Raw genomic sequence first — 21,213 nt, 5'->3', positions numbered from 1 at the left:
AGGATGCCCGGCGTTCGGACGCAATATGGTGCGCGTCGATGCGCACCGCTTCTCGCATTTCGCAACGGTGCTTAACCAAGCATTAGGGTTAATTATCTATTTCTCATAAGGAAACCTGAAAGCCGCCGACAACAAGGATGTTGGAAATGCAATCGCCCAGAACCGGTTCCGTTCGCCGTCGCACTCGTCTCGCTACGACGCTGCTGGCCATGTCGGCGCTTGTCGTTGTCACTGGCTGTGCTTCCAACCGCGCCAACACCGGCACCCACTCCCCTGCCTCCGGCTACACTTCGCCAGGTTCTTCTCAGGCGCTGGCACAGGTGTCCAAATGGTCCAAGGCCTATGAGCGTGATCGCAAGGACCGCAGTGCCATTCTTGGCTATTCCAGCGCTCTCAGCCAGAACGGACAAATACCGCAGGCCATGGCCGTTCTTCGGTCCGGTGTGATCGCACATCCCAAGGACCGGGAAATCTCTTCCGCCTATGGCAAGGTTCTGGCGATGAACGGTCGTTTCGACGAAGCGCTGAACGTCATTCGTGGTGCCCAGAGGCCGGACACGCCGGACTGGAGGCTGATGTCCGCTGAAGCGGCGATTTACGATCAGACCGGCAACCACGACAAGGCCCGCAGCCTCTACAAGCAGGCGCTTATCATCGCGCCAAACGATCCCAGTCTCCTGAACAACCTGGGCCTGTCGTATCTGCTGTCCAATGATCTGCCCGACGCGGAATATACCCTGCGCAAGGCAGCCACCCTGCCCGGCGCAGACAGCCGCGTTCGCCAGAACCTGGCCCTGGTGCTTGGCATCCAGGGCAAGTTTGACGAAGCCATCCAGGTGGCCCAGTCCGAGATCGATCCGCAGCAGGCCCAGGCCAACATCGCCTATCTGCGCACCATGATGCAGAAGCGCCAGCAGGGCTGAGGCAACAACGCGGTTTCGATAGTCCCGCTTTTCTAAATGACTGTACGGCCTTCAGCTGCCCGCGTCGGGCCAGAACTAAATCCAGAAAAATCGGAAACCGACGAAAGGAGTGCTGCTCAACATCGGCACTCCTTTTGCGCGTTTGACGCATCCGGTTTTCGGTTGTCGCTGAGAGACTCCTGGGCCGCCGGCATAAGCCCGCCGGAGAGCAAACCTGCTGCCTATTGGAAGGTGTTGATCACCTGAATCACTGCCGGCCCCATGATGATGAAGAACAGCACAGGCAGGAAGAACATGATCATCGGCACTGTCAGCTTCGGCGGCAGGGATGCAGCCTTCTGTTCGGCCATTTGCATGCGCTGCTCGCGGGTGTCGTCCGCCATCGTGCGCAAGGCCGTGCCGACAGGCGTACCGTAACGCTCGGCCTGGATAAGCGCCATCATCACGTTCTTCACACCTTCGACACCAGTGCGTTTCGCCAGGTTTTCATACGCGATACGGCGGTCGCTCAGGTAAGACAGTTCGGCCGTCGTGAGCGATAATTCTTCTGCCAGCTCAACCGACTGCACACCGACTTCTTCCGCAACGCGCTTGAAGCCTTCTTCGATGGACATGCCCGATTCCACGCAGATCAGCATGAGATCCAGTGCATCCGGCCAGGCCCGCTGGATGGTCAGCTTGCGCTTGTCGATCTTGTTCTTCAGATAGATGTTCGGCATGAAAGCGCCGAGGCCGGCAAGACCCAGACAGAAGCAGAGCTTCGACAATGCCGGGAAGTCGTCGGGCAGCACGAGAAATGCGTAGGCCACCGTGAAGGCGAAGATACCGACAGGTAACGCTATGCGCGCAACCAGGAAGTAGTAAAGCGGTGCGGAGCCGCGGTAGCCGGCCATTCTGAGATTTTCGACCGTGCTCTCATCGGAAAGCGCTTCCTTGAGATTCAGCCGGTCGACAAGGCTTTTCATCTGCGCCTTGGGCTGGTTTCGCAGGGAAGCCTTGGCGTCTGCCTGGGCTGCCTGAAGACGGGCCCTCTCCTTGGCGCGCAGCTTGTTGCGCTCGATCGCGACCGATTTCATCCGCGATTTCAACGTGTCGCGGGACAGAAGTGGCATCACCAGGGAAAAGATGGTTCCCGTGACCGCCACCATGGCCAGAACAGCTGCCAGAAACTGACTGGATGCGATGGTATCGATATCCATGTCGTCTCCTAGAAGTCGAAGTTGATCATCGCGCGCATCACCATGATGCCGCAGAACATCCAGAACAGGCAGCCAGCGATGATGATGTTTCCGGCCGTGGTCTCGAAAAGAACCAGAATGTAGTTCGGCGAAATGAGGTACATGATCCCGCCGACGAAAAACGGCAATGAACCGATGATCCCGGCGGAGGATTTCGCTTCGGCGCTGAGTGCCTTGATTTTGCGCTTCATGGCCTTGCGGCCGCGCAGCACCTTGGACAGGTTGTTCAATGCTTCGGCCAGGCCACCACCAGCCTTCTGCTGAATGGCAACCACGATGGCAAAGAAGTTGGCTTCTGCCAGCGGAACTCGTTCGGGCAACTTGCCAACCGCTTCGGCAAGCGAAATCCCCATGATCTGGGTTTCGGTGATCTTGCGGAACTCGGTCGCGACAGGTTCGCGGGCTTCGCGGGCAACCACCTTGATGCAGTCGCTGAGCGGCAGACCGGCCTTGACGCCGCGCACGATGATGTCGACGCCGTTCGGCAACTCGTCGAGAAACGCGTTGAAGCGGCGCTTGCGCTTGCTGGAAACGTACCAGCGGGGGAAACCCAGCGTGCCGGCAAAGCCGAAGGCTGCCGCAATGAGCAGATTTCCGCTGAAAATCAATCCCAGGATCAGGAAGACCAGACCGGCAACGATACTGAAGATCACGAAATGATGGGTCTCCCAGGCCAGGCCGGCCTGCTCGATCTTGACCTTCAGTGAGACCTTCTGCTGCTTGTCCTGCTTGGCCTTTTGCCGTACCTCGAATTCCTTCAGCTGATCCTGGATCGACCGTTTGCGCCGGTCGACATCACGAAGGGCCTTGCGCTGATTTTCGCTCTGGGGCCGCGCTGCGACCGCGTTCACGCGCTGATCGCGCCGCTTGGAGCCGGACAGAGCAGGCTGAAACAGGCTGTAGATGATGCCGCCAACGGCAAGCATCACCAGGGCGGCGACGGCCAGGCCGGTGATTTCAGGCGTGAGAAACTCTTCAAGTCCGGACATGGGGTCCTCAATCAGCTACATATTCAGGCATCTCGGCAGCATCCAGAGCCTGTGCCAGACGGGCTTCTTCGCCGAAGTATCTTGCCCGCTCCCAGAATTTCGGACGACCGATTCCGGTGGAGCGGTGGCGGCCGATGATCTTGCCGTTCGGGTCTTCGCCGACAATGTCGTAGAGGAAGACATCCTGTGTGGTGATGATGTCGCCTTCCATGCCCATTACTTCCGTCACATGGGTGATGCGGCGGGAACCGTCGCGAAGACGCGCCGCCTGGACCACCACATCGATGGACGAGACGATCATCTCGCGCAGGGTTCTGGACGGAAGCGAGAAACCGCCCATGGTGATCATGGATTCCAGACGGGACAGGGCTTCACGCGGGGAGTTGGCGTGCAGGGTTCCCATGGAGCCGTCGTGACCGGTGTTCATGGCCTGCAGGAGATCGAATGCCTCCGGGCCACGCACTTCGCCCACGATGATCCGCTCAGGACGCATACGCAGGCAGTTCTTGACGAGATCGCGCATGGTGATCTCGCCTTCCCCTTCCAGGTTGGGCGGACGCGTCTCCAGGCGCACCACATGCGGCTGCTGCAGCTGCAGTTCGGCCGAATCTTCGCAGGTAATGATGCGCTCGGTGCTCTCGATATAGGCAGTCAGACAGTTGAGCAGCGTCGTCTTGCCCGAACCGGTACCGCCGGAAATCAGCACGTTACAGCGTGAACGGCCGATGATCTGCAGGATCGTCGCCCCTTCCGGCGTGATCGAGCCGAACTTGGTCAACTGGTCAAGCGTCAGCTTGTCACGTTTGAACTTACGAATGGTGAGGGCCGGCCCGTCGATGGCGAGCGGTGGCGCGATAACGTTGACACGGGAGCCGTCGGGAAGACGGGCGTCACAGATCGGGCTGCTGTCATCAACGCGGCGGCCGACCTGGCTCACGATGCGCTGGCAGATGTTCATCAACTGCGCGTTGTCGCGGAACGTCACACCGGTCTGCTCAACCTTGCCGGAGGTTTCGATATAGACCGTGTGCGCGCCATTGACCATGATGTCGGCGATGTCGTCGCGAGCCAGCAGAGGCTCAAGCGGACCATAACCAAGTACGTCGTTGCAGATGTCTTCCAGCAGGTCTTCCTGCTCTGAAATGGACATCACCACGTTTTTAAGCGCGATGATGTCATTCACGACATCGCGGATCTCGTCGCGGGCATCTTCGGCATCGAGACGAGCCAGCTGTGACAGGTCGATCGCCTCGACCAGCGCATTGAAGATCTGGGCCTTGGTTTCGTAATATTCGCTGTTCTTCTTCCGTGCTGCCGGGGCAGCCGGCTGAGGCTCGGGCGGCGGAGGCGGTGGCGGAGGTGTCGGCGCGACCGCCGGCTGGGAAGGCTCGGTCTGGATCTTCTGCGGCGCCGGTTGTTCCGGCTGTTTAGCCTGTTCCGCCGGCGCAGGCGTGTCCTGCAACCCGGGTATGCCACTTGGCCGAAGGGTCTGGGGTCCAGACGATGAGCTGCCACGTCTACCAAACATAACGAACTATCTGCTCCGCTCTCAGGCCGGCCTAGCCGGCCTTCCGCTTCAGTTTCGAAAGCAAACCACCGAGGCTCGACCTGGACGCCCTTACGGGCTGGGCCTTGCCGGAGATGGTGTGTGCCAGGTCATCGAACACGCGCGCAATCGCGTGTTTGCCGTCAATCTCACCAATCATCTGACCGTTGTTGGCGGCGGTTCCAAACAGCTGCGGTTCGAACGGGATTATCGCGTGAACCGACAGGCCGAGTGCTCCGGCAAATTCTTCCGGCTTGATCTCTGGGCGTTTGGGAACGTTGACCTTGTTCATGATGAGATGCGGCGGTCGGTCGTTCGGCCGCAGCTGCTTCAACATGTCGACAACGTTCTTGGCATTGCGAAGGTTGGCAAGGTCCGGCTCCGCGACAAGCACGATCTCGTCGACGCCAAGCAGTGTGTTCTTGACCCAGGCATTCCAGGAATGCGGCACGTCCAGCACGACGCTCGGCACCCCGGCGCGCATTGTCTCGACCAGCAGGTCGAAGGACTTCTCGCTGTAGTCGTAGGTGCGTTCGAGCGTTGCCGGTGCGGCCAGCAGGCTCAGGTGCTCATTGCATTTGGACAGGATGCGATCGAGATACGTTTCGTCCAGGCGCTCCGGAGAAGACACGGCCTCGAAAACGCCCTGGAGTGGATCCTGATTGTAATCCAGCCCGGCAGTGCCGAAAGGCAGATCCAGATCTGCCACCACGACCTCGCTTTGGAACACGCGGCCAAGTGCCCAGGCCCCGTTGTGAGCGATTGTCGAAGCACCGCAGCCTCCCTTTACGCCGAAGAACGCGATGGTGCGGCCAAGCGGCTCAGCCTCGGGATCGGCATAAAGGTTGGCAATTGAGCCGATCAGCTGGAACACGCTGACAGGCGTTATCAAATACTCGCTGACGCCGCGGGAAATCAGATCGCGATACAGCATGACATCGTTGACATCGCCGATGACGATCACCTTTGTACCGGCGTCGCAGTATTCCGCCAGATGATCGAGGCTCGACAGAAGGTCTTCCCGCCTGCCGGACGTCTCAACAATGATCAGGTTCGGTGTTGGAGCCTGTTCGAAGGTTTCGATCGCCGCCGGAATACCGCCCATATCCAGCTTCAGGTGCGCCTTTGCCATGCGCCGGTCTTCCATGGCTGCTTCCGCCACCCGCATGGTGGCGTCGGTCAGGCAGAAGCCGTGCACCGTGATGCGCGGGATGGAGCCGATATGGAGACCATCGTCGCTGCCCGCATAGTTGTTATCCGCAGGCTCGGAAATGGGATCCATGTAGCCGGACATATCTTTCAAGTCTGGGTTGGCACTCATAGCTATCCCCTAGTCCTCGGCAACTTCGGCGCCGACACCTTCGTTGAAGTCACCCGCGGTGACTTCGCCCTTCCGGTATTTTTCTATGACCACAGCACGCCGGCCCTGATCGGAAGGATCGGATGCTCTCGGCGTGATCAGGTCGGACGGATTGTCGACCATTGCCGCCAGGTTCGCCTGGCTGGCACATCCGAAGTTCTCGTAGTTGATGTTTTCGCCGAAGCCGCCACCGATGTTTTTCGGCCAGGCCCCACACTCGCCCGCAGTTGCCTGCATGCGCGCATAGGACAAGCGGATCGGTGCATCCGCGCCGGGATCACCTACCGAGTAGGTTCGGGTGCTGATCCTGTTCCTTGAAACGCCCCCGCGCTGCAATGCCTGACGGATCTTCGGCGTGATGGAATGAACCGCTGCCTCGTTGGCCCCACCAGACGGCACCAGGATCTCGACGGATCCATCGCCCTTTTGCCGGGACTGCTGGCCAAAGGCGGCAATGGTGCTTTCGATCGGCCCGTTGATGTTACGCGTGTTGCGTCCAACAGGGAGATCCAGCGTTTCCGGCTCTTCGGTGATCACGATCGGGTGCATCAGCCTGTAGTCGTGAGACGCCAGAAGCTGGCTCTGCGACTGGTTCTGGCAGCCGGCTGCGATCAGGCACCCAAAGACCACAAGTGCGGTTTGCGAGAGCGTCTTGCTGCGGACCGTGTTTGACATGTTCATCCGTCCGTTCTCACTTGTAGATAAAGCCAACCTGACCGTGATAGATGCCTTCGGCGGCGGCTCCGGTCGGGTTGTAGATCTTGTTAAGCCGGTTCAGGAAAATCGTCTCGGCATCCGACGGCGCCATCAGGTTCTTGTCCGGGCGCTGCAGCTTGCTCACTGCAACCGGCTGAACCACGTAGGGCGTCACGAAGACCGCCAGTTCCGTCTGCTCACGCAGGAAGTCGCGGCTCTTGAACAGCGCGCCCAGGATCGGGATCTGCATCAGCCCCGGAACACCTTCGATCGCCTGCTGATAGGATTCCTGCAGAAGGCCGGCCATCACCAGCGTGCCGCCGGACGGCAGTTCCATGGTTGATTCCGCACGGCGTACTTTCAGGGCGGAAATGGTGATCCCACCTGCGGAGACCGCGCCATCGTTGCTCAGTTCGCTGACTTCGGTCTTCACGCGCAGACTGATCCGACCTTCGGATAGAACCACGGGCGTAAAGTCGAGACCGACACCGAACTTCTTGAATTCGACGCTGATCTCGCCGTCCTGCTGGGAAATCGGGATCGGGAATTCGCCACCTGCGAGGAAACTTGCGTTTTCGCCGGAAATCGCGGTCAGGGTCGGCTCAGCCAGTGTGCGGATGACGCCCTCACGCTGCAGGGCTTCCACCTGTGCGGTGATGCTCGTCGCTCCCGCAGACAGCTGCGTACCGCCAACTGCCTGGTTCACGATGGAAGGGTTCACGGTGAAGTTCGGCAGGCTGGACATGAAGGGCGTGAAATTGCCAACGCCGATGGTGCCCTGGAACTGGACGCCGAGCTGCTTGATGATCGAGCGCTCGACTTCCGCGACCGTGACCTTCAGGTGAACCTGATCCTTGCCGGCGACGGAAATCAGGTTGATGACTTCGCTTGCGCCCTTGGCACCTTGAAACTTCGCCGCGATATCCGCTGCCTGCTGGGCTTCCAGCGTGCTTTTGGTCGTCCCGCTGAGCACAACACTGCCGTTGATCGATTCTGCGGAAATGTTGGAACCGGGAATAAGCTTCCGGATGATCCGGGTAATATCGGATGTATCCTTTTCGACACGGACGTCGAAGCTGGCCAGCTCCCGGCCGCTGCGACTGAACAGAACCAGTCGAGACTGACCCGCGGTGTTGCCGATCACGAAGATGCGGCGCGGTGTTCTGAGGACGGCATCCGCGATTTCCGGGTTGGACACCAGCACATCGGCTGCGTCTTCCGCGAGATTGACCACCACCGACCGGCCGACACCGACGTTCAGGATGCGGCCCGTTGCCCTTTCGCCGGCGGCGATATGGACCTGGCTCGGGAAGTTGCCTTCCGCCAGCGCTGCCGGAGCCGACACGCCCATCAGCCCTCCGAGCAAAACAGTCGTGGCAGCCAGCTTGTGAAGATAGTTTTTCATCGCGCCCCTCTTGCTGGACGTTCTGTTTTCAACCGGGCTCATTGCGCACCTGCCTGGCTTGTCACGCCATATTTCACGTAGCTGACACCTCGGCGGCGACCGCCCTCATCGTCCGCGTCATCGGCGGAATCCTGGGCACTGCGCAAGGCAAGCGCGATCGTGCCGATCTGCTGCGACTGAGCGACCACCTCGGACTGAGGCAGGGTCAGTTCCAGCGTGGCCGTGCGCTTTGGTGACAGGTTCTTCTGGTCCTGCTCGCCTGCGGTCGTGCTGTCGATTGCCAGGACGCGGATGTTTTCCAGGATCGTTTCGCTGAGAGCGCCCGTATCCGACTTGCGGGTCAGGATCAGGTCGACCTTGTCGCCCGGCAGAATGAAACCGCCTGCCGTTGTTTCCGCTTCCACGCTGACGGCGATGGCGCGTTTGCCTTTGGGCAGGATCGCCGCCATGAAGCCCTTGTCGGTATTAATAAGACGCTCGGGGCGAACGGGCTCACCTGCAAAAATCGGTGCCCGGGCGATTCGGCCTTCATATTCCTCGTTGGCCAGAGGCGAGGCCTCTTTCGTTACGGCTCCGAAGGGAACGGCATCTTCAGGCCATTTCGCCCAGCTCATGTCGTCCGCCGTGAGTTTGGCACCGAGCGGAATATCCCTTTGGGCAACCAAAACCTGCGTTTTGGTCTGCTCGGCGGCAGGTGCCTGTACGATCTGAGGCTCTGCTGGCTTGTTGCCCGACATCATGACCATGCGGAAAGCGATGATGCCTGCCGCTACAGCAATTGCCAGGACGAAAATTCGCGCGATTTTCATGACCAAAACCCAATATTCCAATGCGCACATGCGCTGTTCCCGACTAGGATGAGGGGTAATTGGTCAAAACATGGTTAATCAGATATGGATGTTTTCGGTTAATATTCGTTAACTTTACTGAACACTTTCTTAAATTGATGCATTCTGCAACGAATACTGGGCCACAACACCGCCTCACAGCTTCAAAGACCGTGTTTTTGCTTGTCTGAAACACCTGCAGACAAATTGGATTGCTTCGGCCTGAAGCGGAAAAATCCGTTCGCCGGCTAGCATTTGCCAACCAGGGGCAAATGGCTCACTTCAAAGTGATGACCCATAACGGTAGTCGAACACCAACAGGTCTTCGGCCAGGCGCGATTCGACCCGGCAGCCAAAGCCCATCAGGACCAGACCTCAACGAATGAGGTCGAACCAATAAGTAGAGGAATAGACCTGAAGACCGGCAATCGCGATTGCGATGCCATAGGGAATGCCGCTTTTGCTGTCGTGCAGACGAGCGAACCATTCCTGCCGATAAAGCACGGACGGCACCACCGCATTCTGCCGTAAGGCCAAAAGCCCCAGCGTCAGGAACATGCCATAGACAGCAACAAAGAGAACGAACATCAGCAGTTCGTGCGAAAAGCCAATCCAGAGCGCAATGGCACTGATGAACTTGACGTCGCCTCCGCCCATCCATCCGAAGGCGAAGAACAGGAAACACGGGGCAAAGACGACAGCAAATGCGAGAGCATGCATCCCCCAGGCTTGCAACGGCAAGCCTGTCGCGACCGCCAGAATGGCAAACCCAGCGATCAGCAGCAGGGAAACCCGGTTCTGGATAGTCATTGTCAGCAGATCGGATGCGCCGCCAAAGGCGACCAGCATCGGAAAAATGACGAGAATTGCGGCCTGAACCATGGAACATTCGTCTCGTTGAAAACCTGATGCCTCAAGGCTAGGGGGCAGAGGTTAACATTTCGCGGAAATACGGCACGGCAGAACAAAAAACGGGCGGAAAAACCGCCCGTTCTTGTTCAACCTGTTTGGCAGCTTGAGCCGCCAGACGACGCTTAGGAAGCGATGTCGGTAGCTGCAACGCCGAGCTGCGTCTGAATGCGGGTGAAGATCGCGCTCAGGGACGTACCGGTTGCTGCCAGTGCGCCGATGATGACGATGGACAGCAGGCCAGCGATGAGGCCGTATTCGATTGCAGTTGCGCCAGATTCGTCTTTTACGAAACGGTTGATAAGAGATTTCATGTGTTTTGCTCCAAGTACCACTGAATTGACAGCTTCAAGTCCGTCGGATCTTTTGTGTCCGATTGGACATAGGCTCACCCTAGGACAGAGAGCTTTCCAAGCAGTTAAATTTACCATCCCGACCAAAAAGAATGCTGGCAATTATTACTATAGTTAACAAGACGTATAAATAAAGTTTCGTTAATACGATCAAAAAACTTTAATATAAACACGTATAATTTAATCTCATACAGAATTATCTACACACTCACGCGATTTGTCCAGTTTGTTTCTTAGATTTTATTTTGGGCTTGATCGGCCTTATACGCTAATTCCCCGAACTTCTATTTTTCTTCCCGCCTCTGAAATTTTACCGAGGGAGAAGAATATCCACGCATCCACGAATAAAGGCAAAACAAACGTAGAATTGTCCCTGAAAAAGCAAAAGAACATCCATTTACACTTCCTTCGCCGGGTCGTTAGCAGATCGTTCACCACGTTTGACGCATGATCTTCTATGGAAATGCACAATTGGAGTATCCATAGGCATGTTTGCGCAGCTAATCAGATGGACAAGCGTTTTCGCCGTTGCCTTTGGCGCGACCGTTGCGGTCGCACAGGACGGCCCTGTGCTTGTTACGGTCGATCGCGCCAAGGTCTTTCGGATCGAGGACGGCGCCGCGGCGGTTATTGTCGGCAACCCCTTTATCGCGGACGTCGCGATGTTCGATCAGAACACCGTCGTCATTACCGGCAAGAGCTACGGCACAACAAACCTCGTGATCCTTGACGGTGACAACAAGCCGATCGTCGACGAAGTCATTACGGTGAAGGCGTCGGATGATGACGTCGTCTCCGTATACAGGAAGGCCTCGCGGGAATCGCTGTCCTGCAATCCGGCATGCGAACCGGTCCTGCGCCTCGGGGACTCAATTGAAGCCTTCAAGGAAACCGCAGATCAGGCAAGCGCACGCAATGATTTGGCGACCAAGGCAGCCGGCGGGCAGCAGTAACGGTCCCCTAACGGAGTAGTCACCGAATGCGCTTGTTGAAACGGCTCCTCGTCTCGAGACGGAAAAGAGGGCGTGCGTCCTTCGGCAAGAACGACAGTGGCGCTACAGCCGTCGAATTCGCACTGATCGCCCTGCCCTTCTTTACAGTCGTTTTCGGGATCATCGAGGTGGGCCTGTCCCATTTCGTCAACCGGATGGTCGACAATGCCGTGATCAATGCGTCCCGCGAAATCCGCACTGGCCAGGCACATGATGGCGGTTATGACGCTGCCACCTTCAAGACCCGGATTTGCGGTAACCTGCCGGACTTTCTCTGTTCACTGGATCGCCTAGTGGTCGACGTCGACAAGGTCGATGCTTTTGCCTTGGCCAAATCCGCCGGCGAAAGTCTTTACGATGAAGACGGCAACCTGAAGGAAGAGTCCAACTACGAAGACGCCGGTGCGGGCGAGATCGTCGTGGTCAACGTCATCTACAGGTGGCCCATGATCACGTCGCTCCTGTCGCTCAACCTCGCCGATCATGGCAGCGAACGCTATCTCACCTCTACATTGGTGTTTCGAAATGAACCCTGGAACTAAGATGCCTCGTCATTTCGGCCACTTCCGGCGCCGGCTTGCCGGACTGAGGAGCTTCCACGCCGACAAGCGCGCCGTGTCCGCAATCGAGTTTTCGATGATCCTGCCTTTTCTGCTGATCCTGCTGATCGGCATGGAAGAGGTCACCGGCACCTTGAACTATGACCGCAAGGTCAGCCGCATAGCCAACTCGGTCGCCGACCTTGTGGCCCAGGCACAAACCATTACCCCTGCCGACCTGAGCGCCATGATGGCTCTGGGTGGCAAGATCCTGGATCCTTATCCGGATACCAATCTGGAAACGATTGTCGCCAGTGTAACCTTCGACGAGGACGGTGATCCCGCTGTCGACTGGAGCTATTCGTCCAAAGGCGGCAGCCCGTGGGCGGAAGGGTCGACACCGCCAATCGAACTGCCCGCCACAGTGGCCGCAGCGAACACTTCCATCGTCGTGACGCAGACCAACCTGAACTATGTGCCGACGTTCTCCGGGCTTTTTACCGAGTATTTTTCCCGGGCATCCTCGATCGACCTGAGCGATACCTATTATCTGCGCCCGCGATTGACCGATACCGTCAAGTGTCCGGCCTGCTGAAGATATACGCCCAAGGTCTTGGAAACGGGAACTGCAGCGCCAGAACCTGTCTGTTTCGCGTGACGTGATCCCGTTTCAATCGGCCGGACACGCGCCTACGCTAACTCCCGTATTTGTAACGTCGCACATTCCGGCTAATCTGCTCCGGAATGCTGCGTCGCAATATGCGCTTTTAAGTATGGGATTTTTGAACCGATGGCGACAAACAAGACTTACGATCAGATCAAGGTCGGCGATACCGCAGAAATCGTCCGCGAATGCTCCTCCAACGACCTTCTGGTTTTCGCGCACGCTTCCGGCAATCACAATCCGATACATCTTCCCGACACGGACTGGACCGGCGATGGCCTGGTCGACAAACCGGTAGCACCGGCCATGTGGGTCGGGGGGCTTGCCTCCGCGGTGCTCGGCAACATCCTTCCCGGCCCCGGCACGATCTACAAGGCGCAGTCGTTCCGCTTTCTGAGCGGAGCTGCGGTCGGCGACAAACTGCATGTCAGGGTTACGGCAACCGAAAAACGTCCGGACAACATTGTCCTGTTCGACATGTCGGTAACACGGGGAGACGGTACCCGCCTTGTTGAAGGCGTTGCCGAAGTCGCCGCGCCGACAGAGCTTATCGAATTCGATTCCAGCGACATTCCGGCGATCCTGGTGCAGCGCCACCGGCACTTCAATCGGATGATCGAACTGGCAAAGACCCTGCCTGCCTTGCCGACCGCGGTGGCTGCACCGGACGATCCCAACTCGCTGGAAGGTGCCTTGATGGCCGCCCGCGAGGGGTTGATCATGCCGATTCTGATTGGCGCGAAGAGCCGGATTGAAGCTGCAGCCAAAGAACTTGATGAAGATCTCGGTCCGTATGAGCTGATCGATATCGAAGATGAAATGGAAGCAGCCGGCCGTGCCGTTGCGCTGGTCCATGAAGGCCGGGTTAAGGCCGTGATGAAGGGCCACCTTCACACCGACCATCTTCTGCACCACGTGGTCAAACGCGATGGCGGGCTCAGAACCAAGCGGCGTATCAGCCATGTCTTCGTGATGGACATCCCGGGCCGCAAGACCCCGGTCCTGATTTCGGATGCTGCAATCAACATCACGCCCGACCTCAACACCAAGGTCGACATCACCCAGAACGCCATTGATGCCGCCCTGTCTCTCGGACTGGAAATGCCGCGCGTCGGGGTCCTGTCCGCCATCGAAACCGTAAACCCGGCGATCCCGTCCAGTCTCGATGCGGCGGTTCTTTCCAAGATGGCCGAACGTGGACAGATCACCGGTGCGATCGTCGACGGTCCCCTGGCAATGGACAATGCGGTCGATGTGCAGGCAGCCCGGACCAAGGGCATCACCTCGCTTGTTGCCGGACACGCAGAGGTCCTGATCGTACCGAACCTGGAATCGGGCAACATGCTCGCGAAGGAATTGACCTTTATCGCCCATGCGGAAGCGGCCGGGCTGGTGATCGGAGCGAAGGTCCCCATCATGCTGACGAGCAGAGCCGACGACAGCCGGGCCCGCCTCGCCTCCTGTGCCCTCGCCCTGCTCTACATGCACTGGCAGGCAACCGGCAATCCGGCAGGTATCCTCGACCGGGACGGCGAGTAACCATGGACCCGGTCATTCTTGTCCTTAATTCGGGCTCATCCTCGATCAAGTTCACCCTCTATTCGGGTAACACCGTTCAACTCAAGGGGCAGATTTCCGGACTGGGTGCCCAGCCGCATATCTCCCTTGCCTCACGAGTTTCCGACACAAGGGTGGACCGGCAACTGTCCGCGGACGAAGGCAGAAGCCACGGGGCTTCGCTCGCAGCGCTCCTGCCGGTTCTGGAACAGGAACTTGGAGGACGCAGTGTCGATGCAGTAGGTCATCGGGTCGTGCACGGCGGTGTCACCCACACCGAACCGGTTCGCCTGACGGCTGAGATCCTTGAGGACCTAAAGGCGCTCGAACCGCTTGCGCCCCTGCATCAGCCGCATAACCTGGCAGGGATCACTGCAGCCAGGGAAGCGTTTCCAGAGGCCATGCAGGTCGCCTGTTTCGATACCGCCTTCCATCGCAGCCACCCATGGGTCAACGATACCTTCGCCCTGCCTCGGCCTCTCTATGACGAAGGTGTACGCCGCTACGGCTTTCACGGCCTGTCCTACGAGTACATATGCTCCTATCTGAAGCAGGCTCATCCTGAAATCTATGAAGGCCGGTTAGTCGTCGCCCACCTCGGCAACGGCGCCTCCATGTGCGCTATTCGAGAAGGCCAGAGCATCGGCTCGACCATGGGCTTTACAGCGCTCGACGGCTTGCCGATGGGCACGCGCTGCGGGCAGCTTGATCCCGGTGTGGTGCTGTACCTGCTGACGACAAAGGGCATGAACCCCGATGCGGTCTCCGATCTGCTGTACAAGCAGTCCGGGCTCAAGGGGCTTTCCGGCATCAGCCAGGACATGCGTACCTTGACGCAGAGCGACGATCCGAAAGCCGCCGAAGCCATCGATTATTTCGTCTTCCGCATCCGGCGGGAACTCGGAGGCATGGCCGCCGTTCTGAGCGGCCTCGACACCGTGGTCTTTACCGGTGGGATCGGCGAGAACGCTGCCCTGGTCCGTGAGAAGGTCTGTGCCGGTCAGGAATGGCTCGGTCTTGAAATCGACCCGGTTAGGAACGACGCAGGAGCAGAGATAATCTCCACCGATAACTCCAGCATCAATGTACTGGTCATTCCAACCGACGAAGAAGCAATGATCCGGCGCCACACCGAACGGCTTCTGGGCAGCGCCGCCGCTGGTGCCTGACGATCGTTCAACCGGTGCAGGGTTTCTTCAGCGGCCTGCTGGATCCAGCAGCGTGGCGTAATCGTCCTCGTAAGTGCGCAGCACCGGACGGTAGTCGGCATGCACCACAGGCTCGAAACCGCCCGGCAGGTCCGGTTCTATGGCCAGATAGGCGTCGGGTGCTTCCCGGCGCATGTCCATCAATCCGGCCCTGAGACGCCGTTTCAACGCGTCAGGCAAATCCTTGCGCACGCTGTGAGCGGAATAGGGGATCGGCGGCGAACGCCAGACGATTTCCAGATCCTTGAAACCGCGTTCTCCCGAAACATAAAAATCATTGAGTGTTCCGGCCGTATAGCCATTCTTTGCCTCCCCCGCCAATGACGACCAGCCAAGGGTCGCATCGACCCGGCCGTCCAGAACGGCGCGGAGGCCCTCAACAGGGTCCTTCACCTCAACAAGAGTGCTGAAATGCGCGCGCGCGTCGACACCGTCAGCCGCCAGATTGGCGAGCGGAACACGATAACCGGTCACGGAGTGGGTACCACCGACAGCAAGGCGCTTCCCCTTGAGGTCTGCCAGGGTTCCCTGCTCTGCGCCGCGCTTCGCGATCAGAATGGCGTAAAAGCGCGCCGGAAAATCATCCGGAGCGGCGGTGACCAACGGCTCAACGCAACTGCAGAGCTGATGCACGGCAGCATAAGCAGATGGTGAAAGGCGAGCATAGTCGATCTTTCCGGAAGCAAGCGCCTCAACAGCATCGGCCATGGTATCCATCAGAAAGAGGTCAACCGGCAGGTCGGCAATTTCCTCAAGCGCAAGGCGGAAAGGCTCCACCCGGTCGCGGGCCCCTTCATCTGCCGCCACGACAACACCGAGGCGCAGCCGATCGGGCAGGGGTTCCGGATCCTGTGCACTGGCAGTGGCAGCGGTGAGAAAGACTGTCGCGAGAATGGGGGCCAGCCAGCGGAACAGGTGATTTACAAGTGCCATATTGCCAACATAACCTTCTGATGAAACTTGCAAAATTTTATCTCGCCTTTTGAACAACTTCCGCCAGAAAACCGGATCGACCACATGAACGATGCTATCACGACCGTCGTCTTCGATATAGGGAATGTCCTGATCGAATGGAATCCCGAATATCTCTATCGCGAGCTCATTCCCGATGACGATGCACGCGAAGACTTCCTGACGACGGTCTGCACAATGGAGTGGAACCTGCAGCAGGATCTTGGCCGCCCCTGGGCGGAAGCCGTTGATGTTCTGTGCCGCCAGCATCCGGACAAGGCCGAGCTTATTGCCGCCTACAGCGAACGTTGGCACGACATGGTGCCCGGCGAAATTCCCGGTACGCCTGACATGCTTGCTGAGCTCAAGGCTCAGGGGACGCCCCTTTATGCCATTACCAATTTTTCAGAAGACAAGTTTGTCCAGGCCCAGGAACGGTTTCCGTTTCTGAAGACCAGCTTCCGCGACATCGTCGTCTCCGGCGCTGAAAAGGAGATCAAGCCCGGCCTTCGCATCTACGAAATCCTGCTGGAGCGAAACGGACTGACCGCCGCGCAATGCCTCTTCATCGATGACAGCGAGCGCAATGTCGAGGCTGCCAGAGAAGTCGGCATGTCAGCCCATCACTTCAAGGGGGCTGAGGGTCTGCGCGCGGAACTGAAACAGCTTGGTCTGCTGAACGGGTAATTGCCACGAGGAGGCGACCAATATTTGGGAGGCGGCAAGGCCGCCTCTCAGGATCCGTCGCACTCAAGTCCCGGCGACGAGGTCTTATCCCTCGAAGCCTTCAAGCACATTGACGCAATTGGTCCCCAGTGCGTCGACCGCATAGCCGCCCTCCATCAGGAAGATGGTCGGAACGCCGACCTTGGCGAGCCTCTGGCCAAGCCGGATGTAGTCTTCACTCTTGAACTTGAAGCCGGAGATCGGATCGTTCTCGTAGCAATCCATGCCAAGCGAGACGATCAACGCTTCTGGCTTGTAAACCAGCAGCCAACGGCAGGCTTCCTCGAGTGCCGGTGTGTAGCTGTCCCAATCGGTGCCGAGCGGCAAAGGCCAGTTACGGGTGAACCCGGTACCGGCATGTTCGCCGGTCTCGTCGGCAAACCCGAGAAAATAGGGATATTCGTGTTTAGGGTCGGCATGGATCGACAGGAACAGGATGTCCGGCCGGTCATAAAACAGCGCCTGGGTGCCATTGCCATGGTGGTAGTCGACATCCAGGATTGCGATGCGATGCAGTCCGTAGTCCCGAAGATACTGCGCCGCGACAGCAGCGTTGTTGAAAAAGCAGTATCCACCGAAGAAGTCATAGCCCGCGTGGTGTCCCGGTGGCCGGCAAAGCGCGAAAGCCGATTTCTCGCCATCGAGAAGCAGGCGGGCCGCAGTCAGGGCCGTGTCGGCTGACGCCCGCGCCGCCTTGTAGGTGTTTTCGCCGAGCGGCGTACCGGCATCCATCGAGTACCGTCCGAGCAGGCCGTCGATATGTTCGACCTGAACATCCTGACGCAGGCTGCGGATAGGCCAGACGAAGGGAAAGGCTTCCCGCGACCGCCCTGCGGCTGTCCATTTTTCCCAGAAGCTTTCCAGAAACGAAACGTATTCGGGGGCGTGCACCCGGTGCAGCGGACGGACGGGGAATTCCTCCGGAGCAACGATTTCACCGACATTGCGCTCCCGCACGGTCTTGAGCACGATTTCGGCGCGGCTCGGGATCTCGACAGCAGGCTTCAGTTCGCCGTCTGATATTTCCTGCGCCGGTGCATGCGCGAGCTGGGTGTTTGAAAAAACCGTCTTCACGAGTTGCCCCCAAGTCCCCTGTTGTCTCACACAGCAGCGCTAATGTAACCCATTTCAGGAAAAACGGAATTCCGTAACATGAGTATAAGTCTCTGAGGGCTGTAACAAAACCGGTGTGAACCCGGCGTGATTGACGCTGTCCGGCCATCGCTGCGCTTCAAGGCACAGCCCGGCATGGGCCCCATAGTGCCTGCCGTCCAGCCCGGGAACCGTCACCGAGATCCGCTGCGCATCATAAAGCTGCAGGCCGGGTTCGCTCGTCCAGACTTCCATGCGGCGATTGCCGGAACCGTCTTCGAGGGCAGCAGCGAATTCCACGCCCTCGCGTGGTGCATCGGCAAGGCAGAAGTTGTGATCGAAGACCACGTTCTCCTCACCCGCCTTGCGCCGCAGTTTGCGCCCGTCGCGGAAGTCGTATGGCGTCCAGGCCACGTTGCGGATCTCACCGGTCGGGATCAGCGCCTCGTCCACGGGCAGATAGGTCTCGGCAGCGATTTCCAGCGTATGGTCCAGAATATTGCTGCTGCCATCCAGATTGAAATAGGCGTGCTGAGTGAGATTGACCGGCGTCGTCTTGTCGGTGGTTGCGGTGATTTTCAGACGCAGCGCACCGGTGCCGGTCAACGTATAGCGGGCAAGCACCTCCACCCGGCCCGGATACCCCATGTCGCCATCTTCGGAGACAAGCTTCAGCAGGACACTGGCCTTGTCGTGCTGCTCTATCTGCCAGACCCTGCTGGAGAAGCCGAGCGAGCCGCCATGAAGGTGGTTGATACCGCGTTCGTTCTGGTCGAGTTGATAGGTGACCCCGTCTATCGTCATCCGGCCACCGCCGATCCGGTTGGCGCAGCGCCCGGCAATCACGCCGAAATAGGGCGAATGATCCAGATAGCTCTGGAGATCGTCAAAGCCCAGCACCACCGTCTCACCATCGACCTTGAGGTCGCGGATAATCGCTCCAAGGGTGAGAATGGAGGCAGCCAGAGACCCTTTTGCCAGCGTAATTTCCTGGACAACGGTCCCGTCTGGCAGAACCCCAAATTCCTTGATCATGAAAGTCTCCGGCGAGAAGGCGGCAGGATGCGCAAAAGGCGGCGGAACTATCCGCCGCCTTTCGTCAATCGGTCAAGTGGTCAGAGCGTCTGGTTGTAGTCGCCCACTTCCGAGTTCTCGCGCAGAACGCCGTCAACAGCCTTGAACATGGCGTGGAGCCGGTCCTCCGAAACCGGGCTCTCGACCACGACCACCAGCTCCGGCTTGTTGGAGGAGGCACGCACAAGGCCCCAGGTTCCGTCTTCACTGACGACGCGAACGCCGTTGACGGTGATCAGGTCGGTGATCGACTGTCCGGCAACCGTTTCGCCCTTGGCTTTCATATCCTGGAAACGGGCGACAACCCGGTCGACGACGTCGTACTTGATTTCGTCGTCGCACTTGGGAGCCATGGTTGGCGACCCCCAGGTCTTGGGAAGATCCCGGCGCAGGTCTGCCATCGTCTTGTCCGGGTTACGGTCAAGCATGTCGAGGATGGCAATGGCCGAAACGAGCCCGTCATCATAACCGCGGCCAATCGGTTTGTTGAAGAAATAGTGGCCGGATTTCTCGAACCCGACCATTGCATTCAGTTCGGTGACACGGCGCTTGATATAGGAGTGACCGGTCTTGAAATAGTCGGTCTTGGCGCCGTTGGCTTTCAGCACCGGATCCGTGTGGAACAGGCCGGTAGATTTTACATCGACCACGAACTGAGCACCGGGATGAAGCGCGGAGATATCGCGCGCAAGCATCACGCCGACCTTGTCGGCGAAGATTTCCTCGCCTTCATTGTCGACGACACCGCAGCGATCGCCGTCGCCATCGAAACCAAGTCCGACGTCCGCACCGACTTCCAGAACCTTGTCACGAAGCGCGTGGAGCATCTTCATGTCTTCCGGGTTCGGGTTGTAGCGCGGGAAGGTGTGATCCAGCTCGGCATCAAGCGGGATGACTTCGGCGCCGATCGCCTCCAGGATCTTCGGTGCGAAGGCACCGGCAGTGCCGTTGCCGCATGCCGCGACCACCTTGATCGGGCGCTTCAGCTTGGCCCGGTCGGTGAGATCCTTGAAATAGACATCCGGGAAACCGTCGACGAAGCGGTAGCTGCCGCCGCCCTTCAGGTCGAAGGCCGCTTCCAGAACGATGTCCTTCAGCCGACCCATTTCATCGGGACCAAAGGTCAGCGGACGGTCGATGCCCATCTTGACGCCGGTCCAGCCGTTGTCGTTGTGCGACGCCGTAATCATGGCGACCGCCGGAACATCGAGCGCGAACTGCGCAAAATAGGCCATCGGCGACAAGGCCAGGCCAATGTCGTGCACGTTGATGCCGGCTGCCAGAAGGCCGTTGATCACCGCCATCTTGATGGAGGAGGAATAACCCCGGAAATCATGACCCACCACGATGTCCGGGCGCACGCCACGTTCGTGAATGAGCGTGCCGATGCCCATACCGAGCGCCTGCATGCCCATCAGATTGATTTCCTTTTCGAAAAGCCAACGCGCATCGTATTCTCGGAAACCCGTGGGCTTCACCATTGGAAAGGATTCATATTCAAAAGTGTTCGGAACCAATTTCGGACGCGGTTTCGGAAACATCAATGCCTCTCAAAGCAAGGAAGAAGAACGGAACTGGGTAATTACCTAAACACGGTATGACAATTCACTGCACCAGTACAAGCGTGCCATCGGAGATGTCAAACCGCTTCATTTGGTTGAGAACGGACATGCCGAGCAGGGGTTCCCCGAGGCTTTGATCTTTCAACACAAGTGTGTCGACATTGCGTAGCCGGATCTTTCCAATGCGCAAATTGTCAATGGTCGCCCTGGCGCCACGAACTGTGCCGTTTGCCGTCTGGATCGCGTATTTGTAGTCGGCCGAATTCAGGAAGATGCCAATGCTCTCGGCAAGCGATTCCGGCAAAACGGTGACGGTTGCACCGGTGTCGACCAGCATATCCACCGCACGGCCGTTCAGATAGGCATCCGCCACGAAATGCCCCTGCCTGTTGGCTGATATTCGGTGGCTTCGCTCGCCGGCCTCGTCCACGTCCTGATCTTCGGTCACCGGGTCGCTGCTCACCAGCACCTCAAGCCTGCTTTCCAGCAGATACGCCGCAAGCGGAACGATTGCCATGCAGGCCAGAAAGATGATGACAAAGCGCGACATGCAGGGTCTCGACGTTGCGTGAGCCCCCTGATTATCACGGTTTCCTTAGCGG

General features: G+C 58.5%; 21 protein-coding genes. 7 read left to right on the top strand and 14 right to left on the bottom strand.

The window, feature by feature from the left end; translation table 11 throughout:
- Positions 1–146 precede the first annotated feature (146 nt).
- Positions 147–923 (top strand): tetratricopeptide repeat protein, encoded by a 777-nt coding sequence (locus tag Q666_RS45780; protein WP_051990112.1) that lies wholly within the window; start codon positions 147–149, stop codon positions 921–923.
- A 221-nt stretch (positions 924–1,144) separates the two neighbouring features.
- On the opposite strand, the gene Q666_RS45775 is transcribed toward Q666_RS45780, so the two are convergent.
- The 9 genes from Q666_RS45775 to Q666_RS45735 all read right to left on the bottom strand — a co-directional run bounded on the left by Q666_RS45775 (position 1,145) and on the right by Q666_RS45735 (position 10,207).
- Positions 1,145–2,122 carry a type II secretion system F family protein gene (locus tag Q666_RS45775; protein ID WP_022999759.1) on the bottom strand — a complete coding sequence of 326 codons (978 nt, stop codon included), beginning with the start codon at positions 2,120–2,122 and terminating at the stop codon, positions 1,145–1,147.
- A gap of 8 nt (positions 2,123–2,130) precedes the next feature.
- Positions 2,131–3,150, bottom strand: coding sequence for a type II secretion system F family protein (locus Q666_RS45770; RefSeq protein WP_022999758.1), 1,020 nt, complete (start codon positions 3,148–3,150; stop codon positions 2,131–2,133).
- A 7-nt stretch (positions 3,151–3,157) separates the two neighbouring features.
- Entirely contained in the window at positions 3,158–4,678 is a 1,521-nt protein-coding gene (locus Q666_RS45765) for a CpaF family protein (RefSeq protein WP_031268904.1), read from the bottom strand.
- Positions 4,679–4,709: 31 nt separating this feature from the next.
- Complete coding sequence (locus Q666_RS45760; RefSeq protein ID WP_022999756.1) at positions 4,710–6,017, bottom strand: CpaE family protein; 1,308 nt, start codon at positions 6,015–6,017, stop codon at positions 4,710–4,712.
- A 9-nt stretch (positions 6,018–6,026) separates the two neighbouring features.
- Entirely contained in the window at positions 6,027–6,731 is a 705-nt protein-coding gene (locus Q666_RS45755; protein ID WP_208984400.1) for a CpaD family pilus assembly protein, read from the bottom strand.
- 16 nt (positions 6,732–6,747) lie between these two features.
- Complete coding sequence (locus Q666_RS45750) at positions 6,748–8,157, bottom strand: type II and III secretion system protein family protein (RefSeq protein WP_035908084.1); 1,410 nt, start codon at positions 8,155–8,157, stop codon at positions 6,748–6,750.
- 38 nt (positions 8,158–8,195) lie between these two features.
- The gene (gene cpaB / locus Q666_RS45745) at positions 8,196–8,966 is read right to left on the bottom strand and encodes a Flp pilus assembly protein CpaB (RefSeq protein WP_031268903.1); all 771 of its coding nucleotides are present in this window, start codon (positions 8,964–8,966) and stop codon (positions 8,196–8,198) included.
- A gap of 393 nt (positions 8,967–9,359) precedes the next feature.
- On the bottom strand, positions 9,360–9,866 hold the full coding sequence (locus Q666_RS45740) for a prepilin peptidase (protein ID WP_022999752.1): 507 nt from the start codon (positions 9,864–9,866) through the stop codon (positions 9,360–9,362).
- A gap of 152 nt (positions 9,867–10,018) precedes the next feature.
- A complete protein-coding gene (locus Q666_RS45735) occupies positions 10,019–10,207 on the bottom strand; it encodes a Flp family type IVb pilin (RefSeq protein WP_022999751.1) in 189 nt (62 codons plus the stop codon).
- A 527-nt stretch (positions 10,208–10,734) separates the two neighbouring features.
- Here Q666_RS45735 and Q666_RS45730 point away from each other — a divergent pair.
- The 5 genes from Q666_RS45730 (at position 10,735) to Q666_RS45710 (ending at position 15,167) form a co-directional block, all read left to right on the top strand.
- Positions 10,735–11,199, top strand: coding sequence for a pilus assembly protein N-terminal domain-containing protein (locus tag Q666_RS45730; RefSeq protein ID WP_022999750.1), 465 nt, complete (start codon positions 10,735–10,737; stop codon positions 11,197–11,199).
- Between the two features lie 26 nt (positions 11,200–11,225).
- Positions 11,226–11,780 (top strand): TadE/TadG family type IV pilus assembly protein, encoded by a 555-nt coding sequence (locus Q666_RS45725; RefSeq protein ID WP_031268901.1) that lies wholly within the window; start codon positions 11,226–11,228, stop codon positions 11,778–11,780.
- 1 nt (position 11,781) lies between these two features.
- On the top strand, positions 11,782–12,372 hold the full coding sequence (locus Q666_RS45720; protein WP_022999748.1) for a hypothetical protein: 591 nt from the start codon (positions 11,782–11,784) through the stop codon (positions 12,370–12,372).
- Positions 12,373–12,567: 195 nt separating this feature from the next.
- Complete coding sequence (locus Q666_RS45715) at positions 12,568–13,980, top strand: bifunctional enoyl-CoA hydratase/phosphate acetyltransferase (protein WP_022999747.1); 1,413 nt, start codon at positions 12,568–12,570, stop codon at positions 13,978–13,980.
- Positions 13,981–13,982: 2 nt separating this feature from the next.
- Complete coding sequence (locus tag Q666_RS45710; RefSeq protein ID WP_022999746.1) at positions 13,983–15,167, top strand: acetate/propionate family kinase; 1,185 nt, start codon at positions 13,983–13,985, stop codon at positions 15,165–15,167.
- 27 nt (positions 15,168–15,194) lie between these two features.
- Here Q666_RS45710 and phnD read toward each other — a convergent pair whose 3' ends face one another.
- Positions 15,195–16,139 (bottom strand): phosphate/phosphite/phosphonate ABC transporter substrate-binding protein, encoded by a 945-nt coding sequence (gene phnD, locus Q666_RS45705; protein ID WP_022999745.1) that lies wholly within the window; start codon positions 16,137–16,139, stop codon positions 15,195–15,197.
- 84 nt (positions 16,140–16,223) lie between these two features.
- Here phnD and Q666_RS45700 point away from each other — a divergent pair, with 84 nt between their 5' ends.
- Positions 16,224–16,844 carry an HAD family phosphatase gene (locus Q666_RS45700; protein WP_022999744.1) on the top strand — a complete coding sequence of 207 codons (621 nt, stop codon included), beginning with the start codon at positions 16,224–16,226 and terminating at the stop codon, positions 16,842–16,844.
- Positions 16,845–16,928: 84 nt separating this feature from the next.
- Here Q666_RS45700 and Q666_RS45695 read toward each other — a convergent pair whose 3' ends face one another.
- The 4 genes from Q666_RS45695 to Q666_RS45680 all read right to left on the bottom strand — a co-directional run bounded on the left by Q666_RS45695 (position 16,929) and on the right by Q666_RS45680 (position 21,161).
- Positions 16,929–17,957, bottom strand: coding sequence for a histone deacetylase family protein (locus tag Q666_RS45695; protein ID WP_022999743.1), 1,029 nt, complete (start codon positions 17,955–17,957; stop codon positions 16,929–16,931).
- Between the two features lie 54 nt (positions 17,958–18,011).
- Positions 18,012–19,010, bottom strand: coding sequence for an aldose epimerase family protein (locus Q666_RS45690; RefSeq protein WP_022999742.1), 999 nt, complete (start codon positions 19,008–19,010; stop codon positions 18,012–18,014).
- 80 nt (positions 19,011–19,090) lie between these two features.
- Positions 19,091–20,590 carry a phosphomannomutase/phosphoglucomutase gene (locus Q666_RS45685; RefSeq protein WP_031268898.1) on the bottom strand — a complete coding sequence of 500 codons (1,500 nt, stop codon included), beginning with the start codon at positions 20,588–20,590 and terminating at the stop codon, positions 19,091–19,093.
- Between the two features lie 64 nt (positions 20,591–20,654).
- Positions 20,655–21,161 carry a TIGR02281 family clan AA aspartic protease gene (locus Q666_RS45680; protein ID WP_022999739.1) on the bottom strand — a complete coding sequence of 169 codons (507 nt, stop codon included), beginning with the start codon at positions 21,159–21,161 and terminating at the stop codon, positions 20,655–20,657.
- Between the last annotated feature and the right edge of the window lie 52 nt (positions 21,162–21,213).

The organism is Labrenzia sp. C1B70 (assembly GCF_000475395.1).
GTDB classification, from domain to species: Bacteria; Pseudomonadota; Alphaproteobacteria; order Rhizobiales; family Stappiaceae; genus Roseibium; species Roseibium algicola.
The sequence above is the reverse complement of the archived record's forward strand: the minus strand, read 5'-3'. Positions and strand labels throughout refer to the sequence as shown.

Bases quoted from the DNA above. Each gene is read 5' to 3' on its own strand.
- Q666_RS45780 (WP_051990112.1), top strand. From the start codon at position 147: ATGCAATCGCCCAGAACCGGTTCCGTTCGCCGTCGCACTCGTCTCGCT.
- Q666_RS45775 (WP_022999759.1), bottom strand. From the start codon at position 2,122: ATGGATATCGATACCATCGCATCCAGTCAGTTTCTGGCAGCTGTTCTG.
- Q666_RS45770 (WP_022999758.1), bottom strand. From the start codon at position 3,150: ATGTCCGGACTTGAAGAGTTTCTCACGCCTGAAATCACCGGCCTGGCC.
- Q666_RS45765 (WP_031268904.1), bottom strand. From the start codon at position 4,678: ATGTTTGGTAGACGTGGCAGCTCATCGTCTGGACCCCAGACCCTTCGG.
- Q666_RS45760 (WP_022999756.1), bottom strand. From the start codon at position 6,017: ATGAGTGCCAACCCAGACTTGAAAGATATGTCCGGCTACATGGATCCC.
- Q666_RS45755 (WP_208984400.1), bottom strand. From the start codon at position 6,731: ATGTCAAACACGGTCCGCAGCAAGACGCTCTCGCAAACCGCACTTGTG.
- Q666_RS45750 (WP_035908084.1), bottom strand. From the start codon at position 8,157: ATGAAAAACTATCTTCACAAGCTGGCTGCCACGACTGTTTTGCTCGGA.
- cpaB (WP_031268903.1), bottom strand. From the start codon at position 8,966: ATGAAAATCGCGCGAATTTTCGTCCTGGCAATTGCTGTAGCGGCAGGC.
- Q666_RS45740 (WP_022999752.1), bottom strand. From the start codon at position 9,866: ATGGTTCAGGCCGCAATTCTCGTCATTTTTCCGATGCTGGTCGCCTTT.
- Q666_RS45735 (WP_022999751.1), bottom strand. From the start codon at position 10,207: ATGAAATCTCTTATCAACCGTTTCGTAAAAGACGAATCTGGCGCAACT.
- Q666_RS45730 (WP_022999750.1), top strand. From the start codon at position 10,735: ATGTTTGCGCAGCTAATCAGATGGACAAGCGTTTTCGCCGTTGCCTTT.
- Q666_RS45725 (WP_031268901.1), top strand. From the start codon at position 11,226: ATGCGCTTGTTGAAACGGCTCCTCGTCTCGAGACGGAAAAGAGGGCGT.
- Q666_RS45720 (WP_022999748.1), top strand. From the start codon at position 11,782: ATGCCTCGTCATTTCGGCCACTTCCGGCGCCGGCTTGCCGGACTGAGG.
- Q666_RS45715 (WP_022999747.1), top strand. From the start codon at position 12,568: ATGGCGACAAACAAGACTTACGATCAGATCAAGGTCGGCGATACCGCA.
- Q666_RS45710 (WP_022999746.1), top strand. From the start codon at position 13,983: ATGGACCCGGTCATTCTTGTCCTTAATTCGGGCTCATCCTCGATCAAG.
- phnD (WP_022999745.1), bottom strand. From the start codon at position 16,139: ATGGCACTTGTAAATCACCTGTTCCGCTGGCTGGCCCCCATTCTCGCG.
- Q666_RS45700 (WP_022999744.1), top strand. From the start codon at position 16,224: ATGAACGATGCTATCACGACCGTCGTCTTCGATATAGGGAATGTCCTG.
- Q666_RS45690 (WP_022999742.1), bottom strand. From the start codon at position 19,010: ATGATCAAGGAATTTGGGGTTCTGCCAGACGGGACCGTTGTCCAGGAA.
- Q666_RS45685 (WP_031268898.1), bottom strand. From the start codon at position 20,590: ATGTTTCCGAAACCGCGTCCGAAATTGGTTCCGAACACTTTTGAATAT.
- Q666_RS45680 (WP_022999739.1), bottom strand. From the start codon at position 21,161: ATGTCGCGCTTTGTCATCATCTTTCTGGCCTGCATGGCAATCGTTCCG.